Consider the following 11,945-nt stretch of genomic DNA (forward strand, 5'->3'; position numbering starts at 1 on the left):
TGCCCATATGTCTCTGTCTCTCTGGTGGTTAGGATTTGATGCGAAGAAGGCCGGTGGGCACATTAGTGCCAGCCTCGGCGAAGCTGCCGACAGGCAGGTCACGCCATTCGCCCTCAAGATCGCCATGGTCGTAATGAGCGGTGGCGGGTAGGATCGACACCAACGTGCCGCCCGGCCTCAGGAATTTCAGCGCGTGCCGAACGTGCTTGACGTAGTGCCGGCCATAGAACGGCGGGTTCATCACCACGGCGTCGAAGTCAGGCGACGGCGGACATTCGAGGAAGTTGGCCAGCACGACGCTATGGCCTTTGGCCTGCGCCTGGGCGGCGCGAACAGCGTGGTACTCGATGCCAAGCGACCGATGGCCGTACTTGGTCACCATGTCGAGGATCCGCCCGTCACCGCATGAAGGCTCAAGAATGCGCAGCGGCTCCGGCGGGTTGTAGCCCCATTTGGTCAGGTCATGAACGCCGGCGAACTCCAGCGCCGCGGCAATCACCTTGTCCGGCGACCAGTAGAATTGCAGGTCTTTGGCGACGGCGGTGCTGGGCTGGCGCTCGGGGTTCTCGGGATCTACGTCCGGCAGCACGTCGCCGTAGAATTCGGCGAGGCCACGGTTGATGTCGAGCAGCGCGGTCGGGCCGAAATACAGGTGGCCATTGCCGTTATGGTAGCGTTTCAGCCAGACGTCGCGGCCGATGATGGTTTCTGTTTCATCCGAATTGGCGCGCTGGCACGCTGTGTCGCCCTTCGGAACCTCGCGGGTAACGCGCAGCGCTTCACCGTCTTCGAGGATCATCGACAGCTCGCCATGCGTCATGAGCGGCTTGCCCTGGTAGGCAGCGAGCGCATTGAGGATGTCGCGCAGCCGGTCCCGGCCGTAACTGCCGTGAGGCGACCCATAGCCGGCGACGTTGTGCAGGATTACACGCTTGGGCAGGCCCTTGACGCCGATCTTGACCTTTGCGTGGGATTTGTAGGCCGGATCTAGGCCCACGAATGCCTCGGCCAAGCCGCGCAGAATGTGCAGGCGCGGATTGGCGTAATAATGCGCAAAGGTGGACCGGACGACTTCGGCGGTGAGCGGCGGCGGATCGGCCAGCGTGCGCTCGAACAGGCGCTTGTCGTTGGCGCTGGCGATCATGTCGATGTTCAGGCGGTTGTAGATCGCCTTCCAGCCCGACTTGAGCAGGTTCTTGCGCATGTCGTTGGCGTTGACGTAGGCCCTGCCGCGAAGCACCGGCTCGGCATAGGTGCCCATGACGCAGCCGGCCATTTCAACGGCGCTGCAAGCGTCCTCATACGCTTTGACAACGGCGTCTGCATTGGCGACCTTCTCGTCATATTCTTCGATGAGGTCGAGGACGGTGCGCGGTGTGGCGAGTGCGCTACTCATCACCCTCTCCTTTCGCTTTCCTGGGGCAGATGTTCCCGGCAGAAATAGAGCCGCTTGCCGTGTTCATCCTTGATCCCGTATGGCGCATGCTCCATCCCGCAGACCTCGCATTGCGCAATCATGGCGCGGGGTGTGAACAGAACGCCGTCCTTCATGAATTTCGGACCAGACTGGCGCAGGACGGCGGGCATCATCGATACGGCCTCCGAACCGGCTCTGGGATGGGCTGGGGCGCGCGCTGATCTTCCGTCAGCATGGCGATCTGGCGCTGGATGCGCTCGACGCGGGAGCGAAGGCCGGGCACTCTCGGGTCGAGATAGGCCAGTTCATCACGAAGGGCATCGAGGCGCTGCTGGACGTTCATGCTGCCGCCCTCCGCTGCAACAGCACATCGTTCCAGTCGGTGTCGCCGTCCGGCGGCAACACGACCTGCGCAACAACATGCTGGTTTAGCCGCCTTGCCAAGGCATATGCCGCTGCCTGCCCGACGCAATTGGCGTCATTGTCGCCAAAGACCAGTATTTCATCGAGGCCTTCCGGCGGTGACCATCGTTCAAGTGCGCCGGCATTTAGGGCGGCCCAGACAGGGACATTGAACAGAACCGCCGCCGCGAGGGCCGTCTCAATCCCCTCCGCTATACCAAGGGTGCGATTTGCCTTCATGAGCCTGACGGCGCTGCCATCCGGCACTTTGCCGAGGATCATTCGGTTAGGCTCGACCTGGGCTTTCCTACCGTCCAGCGTCAAAAAGGTGCGATGCAGGCCGCAAGAGTCCCCGAACCGATCAGTGATCCGGGCCAGCATCGTCGGCAAGTCCTGCCCACTGGCCGAATGTCTGCCCTTGGCCAAAAACCGTACGTTTCCCGTGAGGTCGTATCTGCCGACGCGCGATCCCAGATAAAGGTCAACAGGATCGCGTGGCGATATGCGAACCGATGCCTGCCACATGCCGGCCATCAGCTTCCGCGTCTTAGCCTCATCTTCTGGCTGGGCCTTCGGGATATCCAGAGGCGCACTATCCTTGCCGATAACGTCTTCCACCATTCGTGCGGCCGTGGCGAAGTCGCACTGTTTGAAATCCATCAGCAGCGCGAAACCGTTCCCGGCGCATCCGCGGCCATTAGACGTTTCCGTGTTGTGATCCTGGGCGCAGAACCATGTTCCTTTGCCCTCGAAATCATCAAAGCGGAACCTGTCCTTGCCGCCACATACCGGGCAAGCGGCGTGCTTGCCTGTCAGTAAATCCCTGTTGATGCCGAGTGATGGCAAGATTTCGAGCCAGCGGCCAGCGGCGCGCGCGGCAATGGGAGTGGAGCTACGCCGCATGTGCCTGCTCCTGCTTTTTCGCCTGCCCCTTCGCCCAGCGGATTGCCTTGTGCTTAACGAAATTCCTGACCTCACCATCAGGCTCGATGGCATGGTCAAAAAGGTCGCGCGGCCAGACGCCAAACTTGTCCTTGTATGTGTGTGAGGCCCAACCCCGACTCTTGCCGCGCGTATCCACGTACCAGAGCAAACCAGACCACCAGCGTTGCTTGGTTGCCTTGTCGAAGGTCTTGGGCTTCCCCTTCACCTGCGCAAGCTCACCCTCGATGGTTTCGACTTCCTCGATCTTCTCCGGTGCAAACCCGCAGGATGGGCAGGCATGAACACCCGCAGGTTTCAGATACGCGCAGGACGGGCACTCTTTTGGCGCCTTGACCGGCTTCGCCCGCTGGCCGCTACTGCTTTCCTTTTTTCGCCCGGTATCGAGCGTTTCGTGATGAATGTCCGTCACGAAGCCCAGCCGGAGCGTCGTGTCGGAATGATCGAGGATCAGCGCGTCGGCCTTACCCTCGGCGGTCCGTAATGCACGGCCAATTATCTGGGTGAACAGGATTTCGCTCTTGGTGGGGCGTGCCAGGATCAGGCAGCGGACGTCCCAATCCACACCAGTGGTCAGGACGCCGACATTGACCACCACCTTGACCCGTCCTGCTTGGAAATCCTCGGCAAGCTGCTGGCGCTCGTCGCGTGTGGTATAGGCATCCACATATCCAGTCCGCGCCCCGGCTCGCTCAAACTCTTCCTTGAGGAATTTTGCGTGGGCACGATTGACGGCAAAGCATAGCGTCGGGCGGTTTTCGCCAAGACGCATCCACGTCGAGACAATATCGGCCGTAAGCTGAGGCTTGCTCATTGCCTCAGCGAGATCGTCCTCGGCATAGTCGCCTGCCCGCGTCCGAACGCCGGTCAAATCGGGGTGCGTCGGGGCATAAACTCGAAATTTCGAGAGGTAGCCGCGCTCGATCAAGTCGGCGGTGGTGGCCGCAATAATCAGGTCATCGTAGTGCTTGCCGAGGCCCTTGGTCCAAGGCGTTGCCGACAACCCGACGAATGGCAGTTTCGGGTTGTTTGCCATCCACTGAAACACGGTCTTGTATGCCTGATGCGCCTCATCAACGATCACAAGGTCGGTTCCGGGGAACATGCGCCGGCTGAGCGTCTGAACGCTGGCAACCTGAACACGCGCCATGCTGTCCGTGCCGGGATGGTCAGCTTGGATCACGCCGATATCGGTAATACCCTCGGCCCGGAACGCCTCGACGGTCTGGTCGATCAGCGAGACGGCCGGAACTGTGAAGCAAACTCGGTTACCCTTATCGAGGGCCATTTGAGTGATTGCAGCTCCGAGAAGTGTCTTTCCGAACCCTGTGGGAGCTTGAAGCATCGGGCGTTTGTTGCCCTTGGCGAGCGACAGCCGGAGAAGACGGATGGCTTCGGATTGATGTTCGCGGAGCGGCCTCATGCTGCCATCTCCAGCAGGCCCAAGGATTGGAACTCGCTTTCAGGCCAGTGCTCCCAACTGGACCTGCGTGGACCCGGATCATCCGCAGGCGGGAAGGCCGGGTGATGATCACTGGCCTGGGAGGATGGGAAATCGATTTGATGCGCTGAAGTATATACCGTGTGCAGAAATTGCACGGTTTTCACAAATCCACGCAGGTACGATCCGACGCTTGACAGCCCCATATTCCGGCGCTTCGGCGGCTCCGAGATATGCGATAGCCGGCCCTCGAAGGTGACGACGCCGTGCGGATCGAAAAGCGCCATAAGCCGGGACAGATCAACCACATATCGGGTCGCCTTGCGCCCGCCCTTTGCATAGGCGACGGCCCTGATAACCGCCATCTCACGTAGCCGGGATAGATAGGTTTTTGCCGACCGAAGAGAGACGCGGGCTTTTTTGGCTAGCCGCTCAGCGCCAGGGTGAATGAAGCCATCGCCGTTACGATGAACGAACCAAAGATTGACGATACCCAGCGCAAAATCGCGCTCGCTCTTGTTGAGCAGCGGCGTCTTGCGAATAGCTTCGCGCACGTGGCGCCGGAACTGTGCTTCCGCCGTGTCTTTGAATGGGATAATATGAGCCGTCATTGCCGGTCTGCTCCATAGATCTGCATTGGAATTGACCTCTGCTGAGAACAGAGGTTGAGGGCGTGGCGAGCGGGGTCTCCGCCAAGAGAAACCTCCCCGCCGCCACGATTTGATTTCACCACATCACCCATTGTCGCCATCCAGATTATGGCGGCGCTTATGGGCCTTGATGCCGGAAAGGACCGTCGTGTGATCCCGGTCCAGCTTTTTGCCGATGGCGCTCAGGCTCATCGTTGTCTCGGTGCTGAGCCGGTACATAAGCTCATGACGTGCGGCCATGATTTCCCGGCGCCGCTGCCGGCCCAAGATCAGGATGGGCGGAATACCGTGGGCGATTGCCACTTCGGCCAGAATGCGCCGCCAGGTGGGAAGACGTAGCGAGATTGGGCCTACCGCCGGACGCGGATAAATCGGCTTTGGCGTGGGCTCCACGCGGATATAGTCGCGCAGTCCAAGAGCCCTTCTCGCACCGGACGCGGCGCGCTTGACGATCTCCGCGCGGCGCTGGTCCTCGCTCATGTCCCAGATGTTGATTTCACCGCTCATTTGCCACCATCCTTCCGGCGGGCAGCGAGGCGCAGCTTGGCCTTGTCGGACATGTCGGCCCGGCCTGAGGCGGCAAGCTGGATAGCTATCCGGCGCTTCTTGTCGGTGGTGATGCCTCGCGCCTTTAGGGCCTTACGAAGCTGGTCGTTGATGGCGGCGCTTCGACGCTGCCATGCGCGGGTGGATTTGGTGGGCTCGGAAAGGCTCATTCAACCCTCCATTCGAACTGCTGCGAATGGCCGGGAAGAAGCCCGTCCTCGATGGCGACTACATGTGGATCGGCCAAGATAGCCGACGCGACGGGCGCCGATACCGGAACGCCGGTTCGGCTCAGGGTGAAACGTGCCCCCCCCCTTCTGGTGCTCATCATGGGTATAAGTGCGCAGGAGGCGTTCGCCGCCGAATTCGAGGGCGTAGCGCACGTCCTTGAGCGTTGCGGTCTTTTCCTTGATGGCCATGGCTATTCCGCCGCCATAGCTACGGGAGGCGCGGGCTCTTCCTGCACCTTCGGCAAGGCCAGGTGCTCAAGCGCCCGATCAGCCGCACCGATGATGCGGCCCTGCTGCACAATCTGGAGCCCGAGCGAATTCACCTCAGCATCGCGCTCGGCAATCAGCCGGGTCATTTCCCGGTCGTAGTAGCTTTCGCGGGTGAGCAGTTCTTCCCGAAGCCGGGTTTCCTCGACCACGGCGGCGTCACGATCCGAGACAATGCGGTTGGCAAATGCCTCATCGGCGGGGATTGCGGGGATGGTCACGGGCTTGCGCGTCGTCATCTGCTAGTCCTCCTGTTCAATCTGTTGAGCGTCGGCGGGGGTGGTTTTCGGCGGCCATGGCCACCACGGCGCCGCCTTCTGCGCCAACGACGCCAGCCAGGCGCTCAAGAGCATCAAGGCTCCCGCCGTCCAAGTCCGCACCGCCCGCGCGAAGCGATTTGACGGTTCGCCGGAGCCACGCGACATGCTCCGCTGCCTCCCGGCGCTGGCGCTCATTCTTGAGCCTTCTGACAACCTTTCGGGCACGGTCCATTTCCTCCGCGTTCACACGGCGGGCGTCTTGGTAGTAGAGGTCTTTGGTACGCGACCAACCGAAACCGAATGCGCGCGCCGCCGCCTGCACCCGGTCTTTCCAGTTGTCGGAATGCGCGGTGTAATCCGCAGCTTCGTGAACCAGATTTTGCATTTCAACCAAGGAAGACATTTCGCTGTCCTCCGAACGAAATTCGCCCATCTGCGAACCCCTTCCCGATAGTTTTCGAACCATCGGGTGAAGGCAGAGAAAGGCGATTGGGACGATGGAAATCCCGACGACACCGGAGTTTCGGAAACTTGTGCGTCGGCAGATGTTGGACGAGGCCAAGCGTCAACTTGACCGCGTGAATGGGGTGTCCGGCACAGGGGGACACCGTGCCGGCCCGGCGCTGCGAGGGGAGGAGGAAACCCGCGCGCCGATGGGAATGAGCCGAGGCCGGGTTGTAAGCTACCGGCCCCCGCTGATGCTCATCGAGGGAGGAAAGAAATGACGGAGTGGCGACCGGGTTGGCCGTGGGCCAAGCCCCTGCCCCGCCGCGTTGAATGGTGGAGGCAGAAACCATCACCACGGCCCACTCCCCATCCACGTCATGACCGCAGCGGTGGCGATGATGGCGAAAAGAATGTCGGAGCCGGTGAACAGGCGGCGCTTCATCACAATGCCCCCGCCAGCCGCAGGACATAGGCACAGACAGCCACCAGCGAGAGGCCAGCGACCATTGCGCGAAGAACAGGGAGGGGATCGAAGAAGCCGGGGCGCATGGTCAGTACTCTGGCGGCGCTTCGACCATGCCGAGCGCGCCGAGGTACATGTCGAGCAACGCCTGCTGCTCCATCCGTTCATTGGCATCCTGCTTGCGGATGCGAACCACCATGCGGAGGATTTTCGTATCGAAGCCGTTGCCCTTGGCCTCGGCGTAGATTTCCTTGATATCGGCGGCGATGGCCGCCTTTTCTTCTTCCATGCGCTCGATGCGCTCGATAAAGGCCCGCAACTGGTCCTGGGCAACGCTGTCGGTGTTCGACGGGTAGCTCATTTAGTCCTCACGATTTTTGAAAGTGTGAGCGGCGTTCACATGCTCAACTGGGCAGCACTCGGCCGCCAGCGAATTGACCCGGCGCATGTTGGCGACCTGATGCGCGCGGCCCGAATAACAGCCTCCGAAATCAGACCTTTCCGTCAGCCCCGAGCCGTCGATGTTGAGATAGAGCCCGGACGGGTGCTTGAGCCGGATCAGAGGATCGGCAATCGCAATGGCCCGTTTGAATTCGGCGTTGGTGAGGGCGGCCTTGCTCATGCGCTTGCCTTTTGGGGAGAGGGGGAGAGGCGGGTTTTCCTAGCGTTTTCCGATGCTGCTCTGGCGAATGCAGCGCGGCGCTCGTCCTCGTCCATTTCCCAAATGTCGTCTATGTCACCGTCAGGGTTTGGAACGGCGGATGGGTTCAGGCCATGAGCGGCGACGATGCTGCGCACAGTCTTTCGAGACATCCGCATATTCATAGCGATGCGCTCGCAGCTCATGCCGCTGTTGAATTTCGCAACAACTCGATCATCAAGGGAGAGCTCCACCCTTGGCGGCGCTGTGTCAGCCCTATCCAGGCGGAAGAACCTGCCGAGAATTGCATTGCGAGTGGTGCCTATTTCCCGCGCTATCGGGGTGGCGCCATAACCGTCGGCGCGCATCTGGCGGATTTTGTCATCCAGTTCCGGCGTCCAGTTAATCATGCCACCTCCCCCTCCTTGGAAGGAGCGCCCTCAACGAAGATGCGGGACAGGTCAGGGCGCAGCTCGTGCCGGGAAATGCCGGTGATGCGTTCCATGCGCAGAACACGGTCATGCGGTATTGCGCGCGATCCAACCTCGTATCGGTGCCACTGCACCCCACTAATGCCGAGAAGCGCCCCCGCCCCTTCGAGGCTAAGGCCTTCAGCGATGCGCCATGATTTGAGCTTTTCCATAGCCGCAACTTACCGTCATGGTAAGTTTATGGCAAGCGAATTTTACCATCATGGGTGACAACTTGCTTTCACCATCTTGGTAAGACGGGTGCATGGCCAAGAGATATGAACTGGACGCTGCGCCGAAGATGCCCTGCTACTTCAAGGAGTGGCGGGATTCTCTCGACTGGACGCAGGAGGAGCTGGCCGCCAAAATGGAAACCACCGTCGCCATGGTTTCGCGAATTGAAACGGGCGAGAGAGACTGGGGCAAGAACTACCTAGAGGCCTTTGGGTACGTCACAGGGTGTCACCCTCTCGCGCCGCTCCTGACGCCGCCCCGCTCAGATGTGGATGTATCAGAGGTTTTGCGCGCAATGGGTGCGGCGGCGGACTTTTCGCCTGAGATACTTTCGTCGGCAACCTCAACTCTGCGCTCGCTAGCCCGCGCATCTGAGCCAGAGCTAGATCCCTCTGCCACGGCTCAGCAGCAACCCAAGCAGAAAGAAAATCCGTAACGACCGTCATCCGCGCCTCCTGTTCTCTATTTGTTCACGGAAGGGCGGAGGGGTCAAGACGGGGATAAGAGGCTGTGGAGAGGGATTGGATGGCCTTTCGGACGCTTCATCGGTGCCCTGCCTTGCGCTGGCCGCAACGCTGTTGTGATCGGGCCGAGGAACCAAACCTCCGTTCATCCCTTGTAAAACTGTAGTTTGTAGGCTACATATGACCACGCCAGACGACGAGATCGAGGTTTACAGAACCGAGGAATTCGACGCTTGGCTGGGAGGACTACGCGACCAAAGAGCGGTTGCAAAGATCACGACGCGGATTGACCGGCTACAGCTTGGAAATCCCGGAGATGCCGAGCCTGTAGGTGGTGGCATTTCCGAGATGCGGATAGATTATGGCCCTGGCTATCGGGTCTATTTCATCCGCCGTGGCAACGTGGTGGTGATCCTGCTTTGTGGTGGCGACAAGTCCTCTCAGAAAAGCGACATCAAGATCGCGAAGGCACTGGCCGCAGAGGTAAAGGACACGTCAAATGGTTAAGCTGCAAAAGTACGATAGCGCCGCCTACCTCAAGAGCGACGAGGCCATTCTCGCCTATCTCCAGGAGGCCATCGATACTAATGACCCTAAAATGGTTTCGCACGCCCTGGGCGTCGTGGCACGGGCCCGCGGCATGTCCCAGATTGCCCGCGATGCCGGTGTTTCCCGCGAGAGCCTCTATCGCACGCTTAGCGACGAGGGCAACCCCGAGTTCGGCACAGTCGTGAAGGTTATGCGCGCTCTAGGCGTAAAGCTGGCGGTGGCGCCAGCGGAGCGCGACGACTGTCACGCAATCGCCTAAATGACCTCCCGCAAACCCAAGCCCGCCCGAGAGCTTGCCGCCCGCGCTCTATGCAGTTTTGACGGCCACCCAGAAGATATCAAATTCCAGGGGAGGCCTACGTGGGAGAGCTTTCTGCCCGAGGCGGATGCAGTGCTTGAGGCTATAGGGTGGAAAGAGGTCGAAAAATGATCGAGATTACCGCAGCCGTCACTGTCGCCGTTCCACTCATTTCAGCGCTGCTGTTCGCGGCTTTTAGGCACCCGGAATTCTATAGCGACCACCTGCTAAAGCCGTTCGTGATTGCGCCAATCCTGGTTTTGATTGCGGCCACTGTTTGGTTCTACGGATATGCAATGGGGGCAACTGACCAGTTGGGAACGGACAGAGCCGCCGCCGCCGAAAAAGCACTGGCGATGGCTAATGTCGCTGATGCCAGATTTCTCTTGGTCTTCGGCTTGGGGTGTTTGTTTTTCCTGCTAATCGCCGTGACATTCCAGTACATCGCTACCGTATCGCCATATAAGCAAAAAGGCATACCCAGGTCAGAGACATCCCAGCCGTAAGGGTAGCCACCACAAAGATTATACGATCCCTCATCACACCTCGCTTCGGCGGGGTTTTTCTTTGCCCTCGCCCTGCCCCAGCCCTCCGGGCTGACACCCCGTTGTAGCAGGGTGAAAGGACGTTTGCCATAAATTCTACCATCATGGCAATTTTCTGCTTGCGGTCTTTTACCATCATGGTAATATACCCCCATCACCCCAGGCCAATCGCTCTCCGAGCCGGCTGGGAACAGATGGAGGATACAGATGACCGCTCTCGAAATTCTCAACGCCATGAAGTCCGATAAGAACTGCATCCTGTGGATCAACCATGAGCGCCGCGAGGCGGCTTATCACGACGGCCAATACGCAGTGCCGGTCGCGTTCAACAACGCCGTTCTCGTCCGCTCCGACCCTGCCATCCAGATCATCGAAAAGCGGGACGGCGAAATCCTCCAGGCCGCCTGACCCTTCCCCCATCGGCCTCACACCGGGGCCGATCAGAGAACGGTTTTGTCCATGGAGGACGATATGACCAAGCAATTCTGGACCCAAGAGCGCAAGCAGATTGTCGATCTGATCGACGTCACCCGTACCTATGGGCTGGACGACGACGCCGTTGCCAATCTTGAGGCGGGCCGCCCTGCTTTCTGGTCCACCTGCGGCAATTCCAATGACTTCGACGGCCTGCTGTTCGCTGCGATCAACCGCTACGCCTCCATTGAGGCAGGCCAGGAAGAATATGCCGGCGTTTTTGCCCGTCGCGGCATGGACCCGACCGATGAAATCCACCTCGACTATCTGATCCCGCTCAATACCCCTGCCGTCACCATGCTGATGCTGGCCTATCAGGCGGTCGGAACATGGCGGACGCCGGAAGAACTGGCGAAGCGCGCCACGTCTCGCGGCTGGACGTCATTCCCGGCTCGCGGTCGGTTGGCTCCCCTTGAGGCCCCTGCCCTTGTGGCGGCGGAGTGATGGCCATGACCGCACAGAAGCATACGCCGGACATCTGTGAGCGACTTCGTGGCGTCTACCGGGTGCCGATCACGGACGGACTAGGAGCCACAGGCGGCGGCGAGGAGCCTGACAACCCAAACGAGTTCGTTCGCAAGTTCCCTAGCGTGCCAATTCAGGAGCGCGCCGCCGACCTAATCGATGAAATGCTAGAGGCGCTTCGTGAGGCTGAGGAATATTTCGACAACCGCGCCGACGCTGACTGCGACGAAACCGGGTTTATCCCGAACGAGGAAATGAAGCTGCTGACGGTTGTTCGCGCCGCCATCGCCAAAGCCGAGGGCAGGTCATGACCTTCATTTCACAAGCCCAGGCCCTCGCCTCCAAGAGGGACCTCCCCGGCCTCACCAATCTGATCAACGCCGAGCTTACCGCCAAGGAGCGGGGAATCTCCATCGTCACTGCGAAGGAATTCAACGTGGCGTTCGACCTGGAATCTGAACTTAAGCGCAAAGGAGAAGCGGCATGACTACGCGTGAGCAACTCCGCGAAGCGGCGCTCCATCTGGCCGTGTTCGTCCTCACCTTTCCCATTCTTTTCACCGCAGCAAGCTGGCTGCGCGGATAGGAGCCGATATGTCTGCAACCGTCCATCCAGACTACGTTTATTGGAACAACGCCCTGGCCGGCACACTTGGCCCGGTCCATGACGGCGACCCGGAGTGCGGCTTCTATCGCCGCCGGCTGTTCAAGGACGGGCCTTTCGTTCCCGTCGCCATCTGGA

The 11,945-nt window shown here is 60.2% G+C and carries 23 protein-coding genes; 8 read left to right on the top strand and 15 right to left on the bottom strand.

The window, feature by feature from the left end:
- Nucleotides 1-28 precede the first annotated feature (28 nt).
- The 15 genes from VDP82_RS00695 to VDP82_RS00765 form a co-directional block, all read right to left on the bottom strand.
- On the bottom strand, nucleotides 29-1,396 hold the full coding sequence (locus tag VDP82_RS00695) for a DUF4942 domain-containing protein (protein WP_323012911.1): 1,368 nt from the start codon (nucleotides 1,394-1,396) through the stop codon (nucleotides 29-31).
- On the bottom strand, nucleotides 1,396-1,590 hold the full coding sequence (locus VDP82_RS00700; protein ID WP_323012912.1) for a hypothetical protein: 195 nt from the start codon (nucleotides 1,588-1,590) through the stop codon (nucleotides 1,396-1,398). The genes VDP82_RS00695 and VDP82_RS00700 overlap by 1 nt, the downstream gene beginning before the upstream one ends.
- The gene (locus tag VDP82_RS00705; RefSeq protein ID WP_323012913.1) at nucleotides 1,587-1,760 is read right to left on the bottom strand and encodes a hypothetical protein; all 174 of its coding nucleotides are present in this window, start codon (nucleotides 1,758-1,760) and stop codon (nucleotides 1,587-1,589) included. Before VDP82_RS00705 ends, VDP82_RS00700 begins: the two co-directional genes overlap by 4 nt.
- Complete coding sequence (locus VDP82_RS00710) at nucleotides 1,757-2,722, bottom strand: toprim domain-containing protein (RefSeq protein ID WP_323012914.1); 966 nt, start codon at nucleotides 2,720-2,722, stop codon at nucleotides 1,757-1,759. The genes VDP82_RS00705 and VDP82_RS00710 overlap by 4 nt, the downstream gene beginning before the upstream one ends.
- Nucleotides 2,712-4,184, bottom strand: a complete 1,473-nt coding sequence (locus VDP82_RS00715) for a DEAD/DEAH box helicase (protein ID WP_323012915.1) — start codon at nucleotides 4,182-4,184, stop codon at nucleotides 2,712-2,714. The genes VDP82_RS00710 and VDP82_RS00715 overlap by 11 nt, the downstream gene beginning before the upstream one ends.
- Nucleotides 4,181-4,813, bottom strand: coding sequence for a hypothetical protein (locus VDP82_RS00720; protein WP_323012916.1), 633 nt, complete (start codon nucleotides 4,811-4,813; stop codon nucleotides 4,181-4,183). The genes VDP82_RS00715 and VDP82_RS00720 overlap by 4 nt, the downstream gene beginning before the upstream one ends.
- Before the next feature lie 123 nt (nucleotides 4,814-4,936).
- Nucleotides 4,937-5,359: a helix-turn-helix domain-containing protein gene (locus VDP82_RS00725; RefSeq protein ID WP_323012917.1), complete on the bottom strand. Its 423-nt coding sequence runs from the start codon at nucleotides 5,357-5,359 to the stop codon at nucleotides 4,937-4,939.
- Nucleotides 5,356-5,568 (bottom strand): hypothetical protein, encoded by a 213-nt coding sequence (locus VDP82_RS00730; RefSeq protein ID WP_323012918.1) that lies wholly within the window; start codon nucleotides 5,566-5,568, stop codon nucleotides 5,356-5,358. Before VDP82_RS00730 ends, VDP82_RS00725 begins: the two co-directional genes overlap by 4 nt.
- A complete protein-coding gene (locus VDP82_RS00735) occupies nucleotides 5,569-5,817 on the bottom strand; it encodes a hypothetical protein (RefSeq protein WP_323012919.1) in 249 nt (82 codons plus the stop codon).
- Nucleotides 5,818-5,819: 2 nt separating this feature from the next.
- A complete protein-coding gene (locus VDP82_RS00740; RefSeq protein ID WP_323012920.1) occupies nucleotides 5,820-6,134 on the bottom strand; it encodes a hypothetical protein in 315 nt (104 codons plus the stop codon).
- A gap of 16 nt (nucleotides 6,135-6,150) precedes the next feature.
- Nucleotides 6,151-6,588 carry a hypothetical protein gene (locus VDP82_RS00745; RefSeq protein ID WP_323012921.1) on the bottom strand — a complete coding sequence of 146 codons (438 nt, stop codon included), beginning with the start codon at nucleotides 6,586-6,588 and terminating at the stop codon, nucleotides 6,151-6,153.
- A gap of 565 nt (nucleotides 6,589-7,153) precedes the next feature.
- Nucleotides 7,154-7,426 (bottom strand): DUF2312 domain-containing protein, encoded by a 273-nt coding sequence (locus VDP82_RS00750; RefSeq protein WP_323012922.1) that lies wholly within the window; start codon nucleotides 7,424-7,426, stop codon nucleotides 7,154-7,156.
- Nucleotides 7,427-7,687, bottom strand: coding sequence for a hypothetical protein (locus tag VDP82_RS00755; protein ID WP_323012923.1), 261 nt, complete (start codon nucleotides 7,685-7,687; stop codon nucleotides 7,427-7,429).
- Complete coding sequence (locus VDP82_RS00760; RefSeq protein WP_323012924.1) at nucleotides 7,684-8,115, bottom strand: hypothetical protein; 432 nt, start codon at nucleotides 8,113-8,115, stop codon at nucleotides 7,684-7,686. The genes VDP82_RS00755 and VDP82_RS00760 overlap by 4 nt, the downstream gene beginning before the upstream one ends.
- Entirely contained in the window at nucleotides 8,112-8,348 is a 237-nt protein-coding gene (locus tag VDP82_RS00765; RefSeq protein ID WP_323012925.1) for a helix-turn-helix transcriptional regulator, read from the bottom strand. The genes VDP82_RS00760 and VDP82_RS00765 overlap by 4 nt, the downstream gene beginning before the upstream one ends.
- Before the next feature lie 92 nt (nucleotides 8,349-8,440).
- Between VDP82_RS00765 and VDP82_RS00770 the strand changes: the two genes are divergently transcribed.
- The 8 genes from VDP82_RS00770 (at nucleotide 8,441) to VDP82_RS00805 (ending at nucleotide 11,691) form a co-directional block, all read left to right on the top strand.
- Complete coding sequence (locus tag VDP82_RS00770) at nucleotides 8,441-8,845, top strand: helix-turn-helix transcriptional regulator (RefSeq protein ID WP_323012926.1); 405 nt, start codon at nucleotides 8,441-8,443, stop codon at nucleotides 8,843-8,845.
- 208 nt (nucleotides 8,846-9,053) lie between these two features.
- Nucleotides 9,054-9,380: a type II toxin-antitoxin system RelE/ParE family toxin gene (locus VDP82_RS00775; RefSeq protein ID WP_323012927.1), complete on the top strand. Its 327-nt coding sequence runs from the start codon at nucleotides 9,054-9,056 to the stop codon at nucleotides 9,378-9,380.
- A complete protein-coding gene (locus tag VDP82_RS00780) occupies nucleotides 9,373-9,681 on the top strand; it encodes an addiction module antidote protein (RefSeq protein WP_323012928.1) in 309 nt (102 codons plus the stop codon). Before VDP82_RS00775 ends, VDP82_RS00780 begins: the two co-directional genes overlap by 8 nt.
- Before the next feature lie 167 nt (nucleotides 9,682-9,848).
- Nucleotides 9,849-10,226 (top strand): hypothetical protein, encoded by a 378-nt coding sequence (locus tag VDP82_RS00785; RefSeq protein ID WP_323012929.1) that lies wholly within the window; start codon nucleotides 9,849-9,851, stop codon nucleotides 10,224-10,226.
- 246 nt (nucleotides 10,227-10,472) lie between these two features.
- Nucleotides 10,473-10,673: a hypothetical protein gene (locus VDP82_RS00790; protein WP_323012930.1), complete on the top strand. Its 201-nt coding sequence runs from the start codon at nucleotides 10,473-10,475 to the stop codon at nucleotides 10,671-10,673.
- A gap of 63 nt (nucleotides 10,674-10,736) precedes the next feature.
- On the top strand, nucleotides 10,737-11,183 hold the full coding sequence (locus tag VDP82_RS00795) for a hypothetical protein (protein WP_323012931.1): 447 nt from the start codon (nucleotides 10,737-10,739) through the stop codon (nucleotides 11,181-11,183).
- A gap of 5 nt (nucleotides 11,184-11,188) precedes the next feature.
- Entirely contained in the window at nucleotides 11,189-11,515 is a 327-nt protein-coding gene (locus VDP82_RS00800; protein WP_323012932.1) for a hypothetical protein, read from the top strand.
- A complete protein-coding gene (locus VDP82_RS00805) occupies nucleotides 11,512-11,691 on the top strand; it encodes a hypothetical protein (protein WP_323012933.1) in 180 nt (59 codons plus the stop codon). Before VDP82_RS00800 ends, VDP82_RS00805 begins: the two co-directional genes overlap by 4 nt.
- The last annotated feature ends 254 nt before the right edge of the window (nucleotides 11,692-11,945 follow it).

The sequence above is a fragment of the Devosia sp. genome (assembly GCF_034675085.1).
GTDB lineage: Bacteria > Pseudomonadota > Alphaproteobacteria > Rhizobiales > Devosiaceae > Devosia.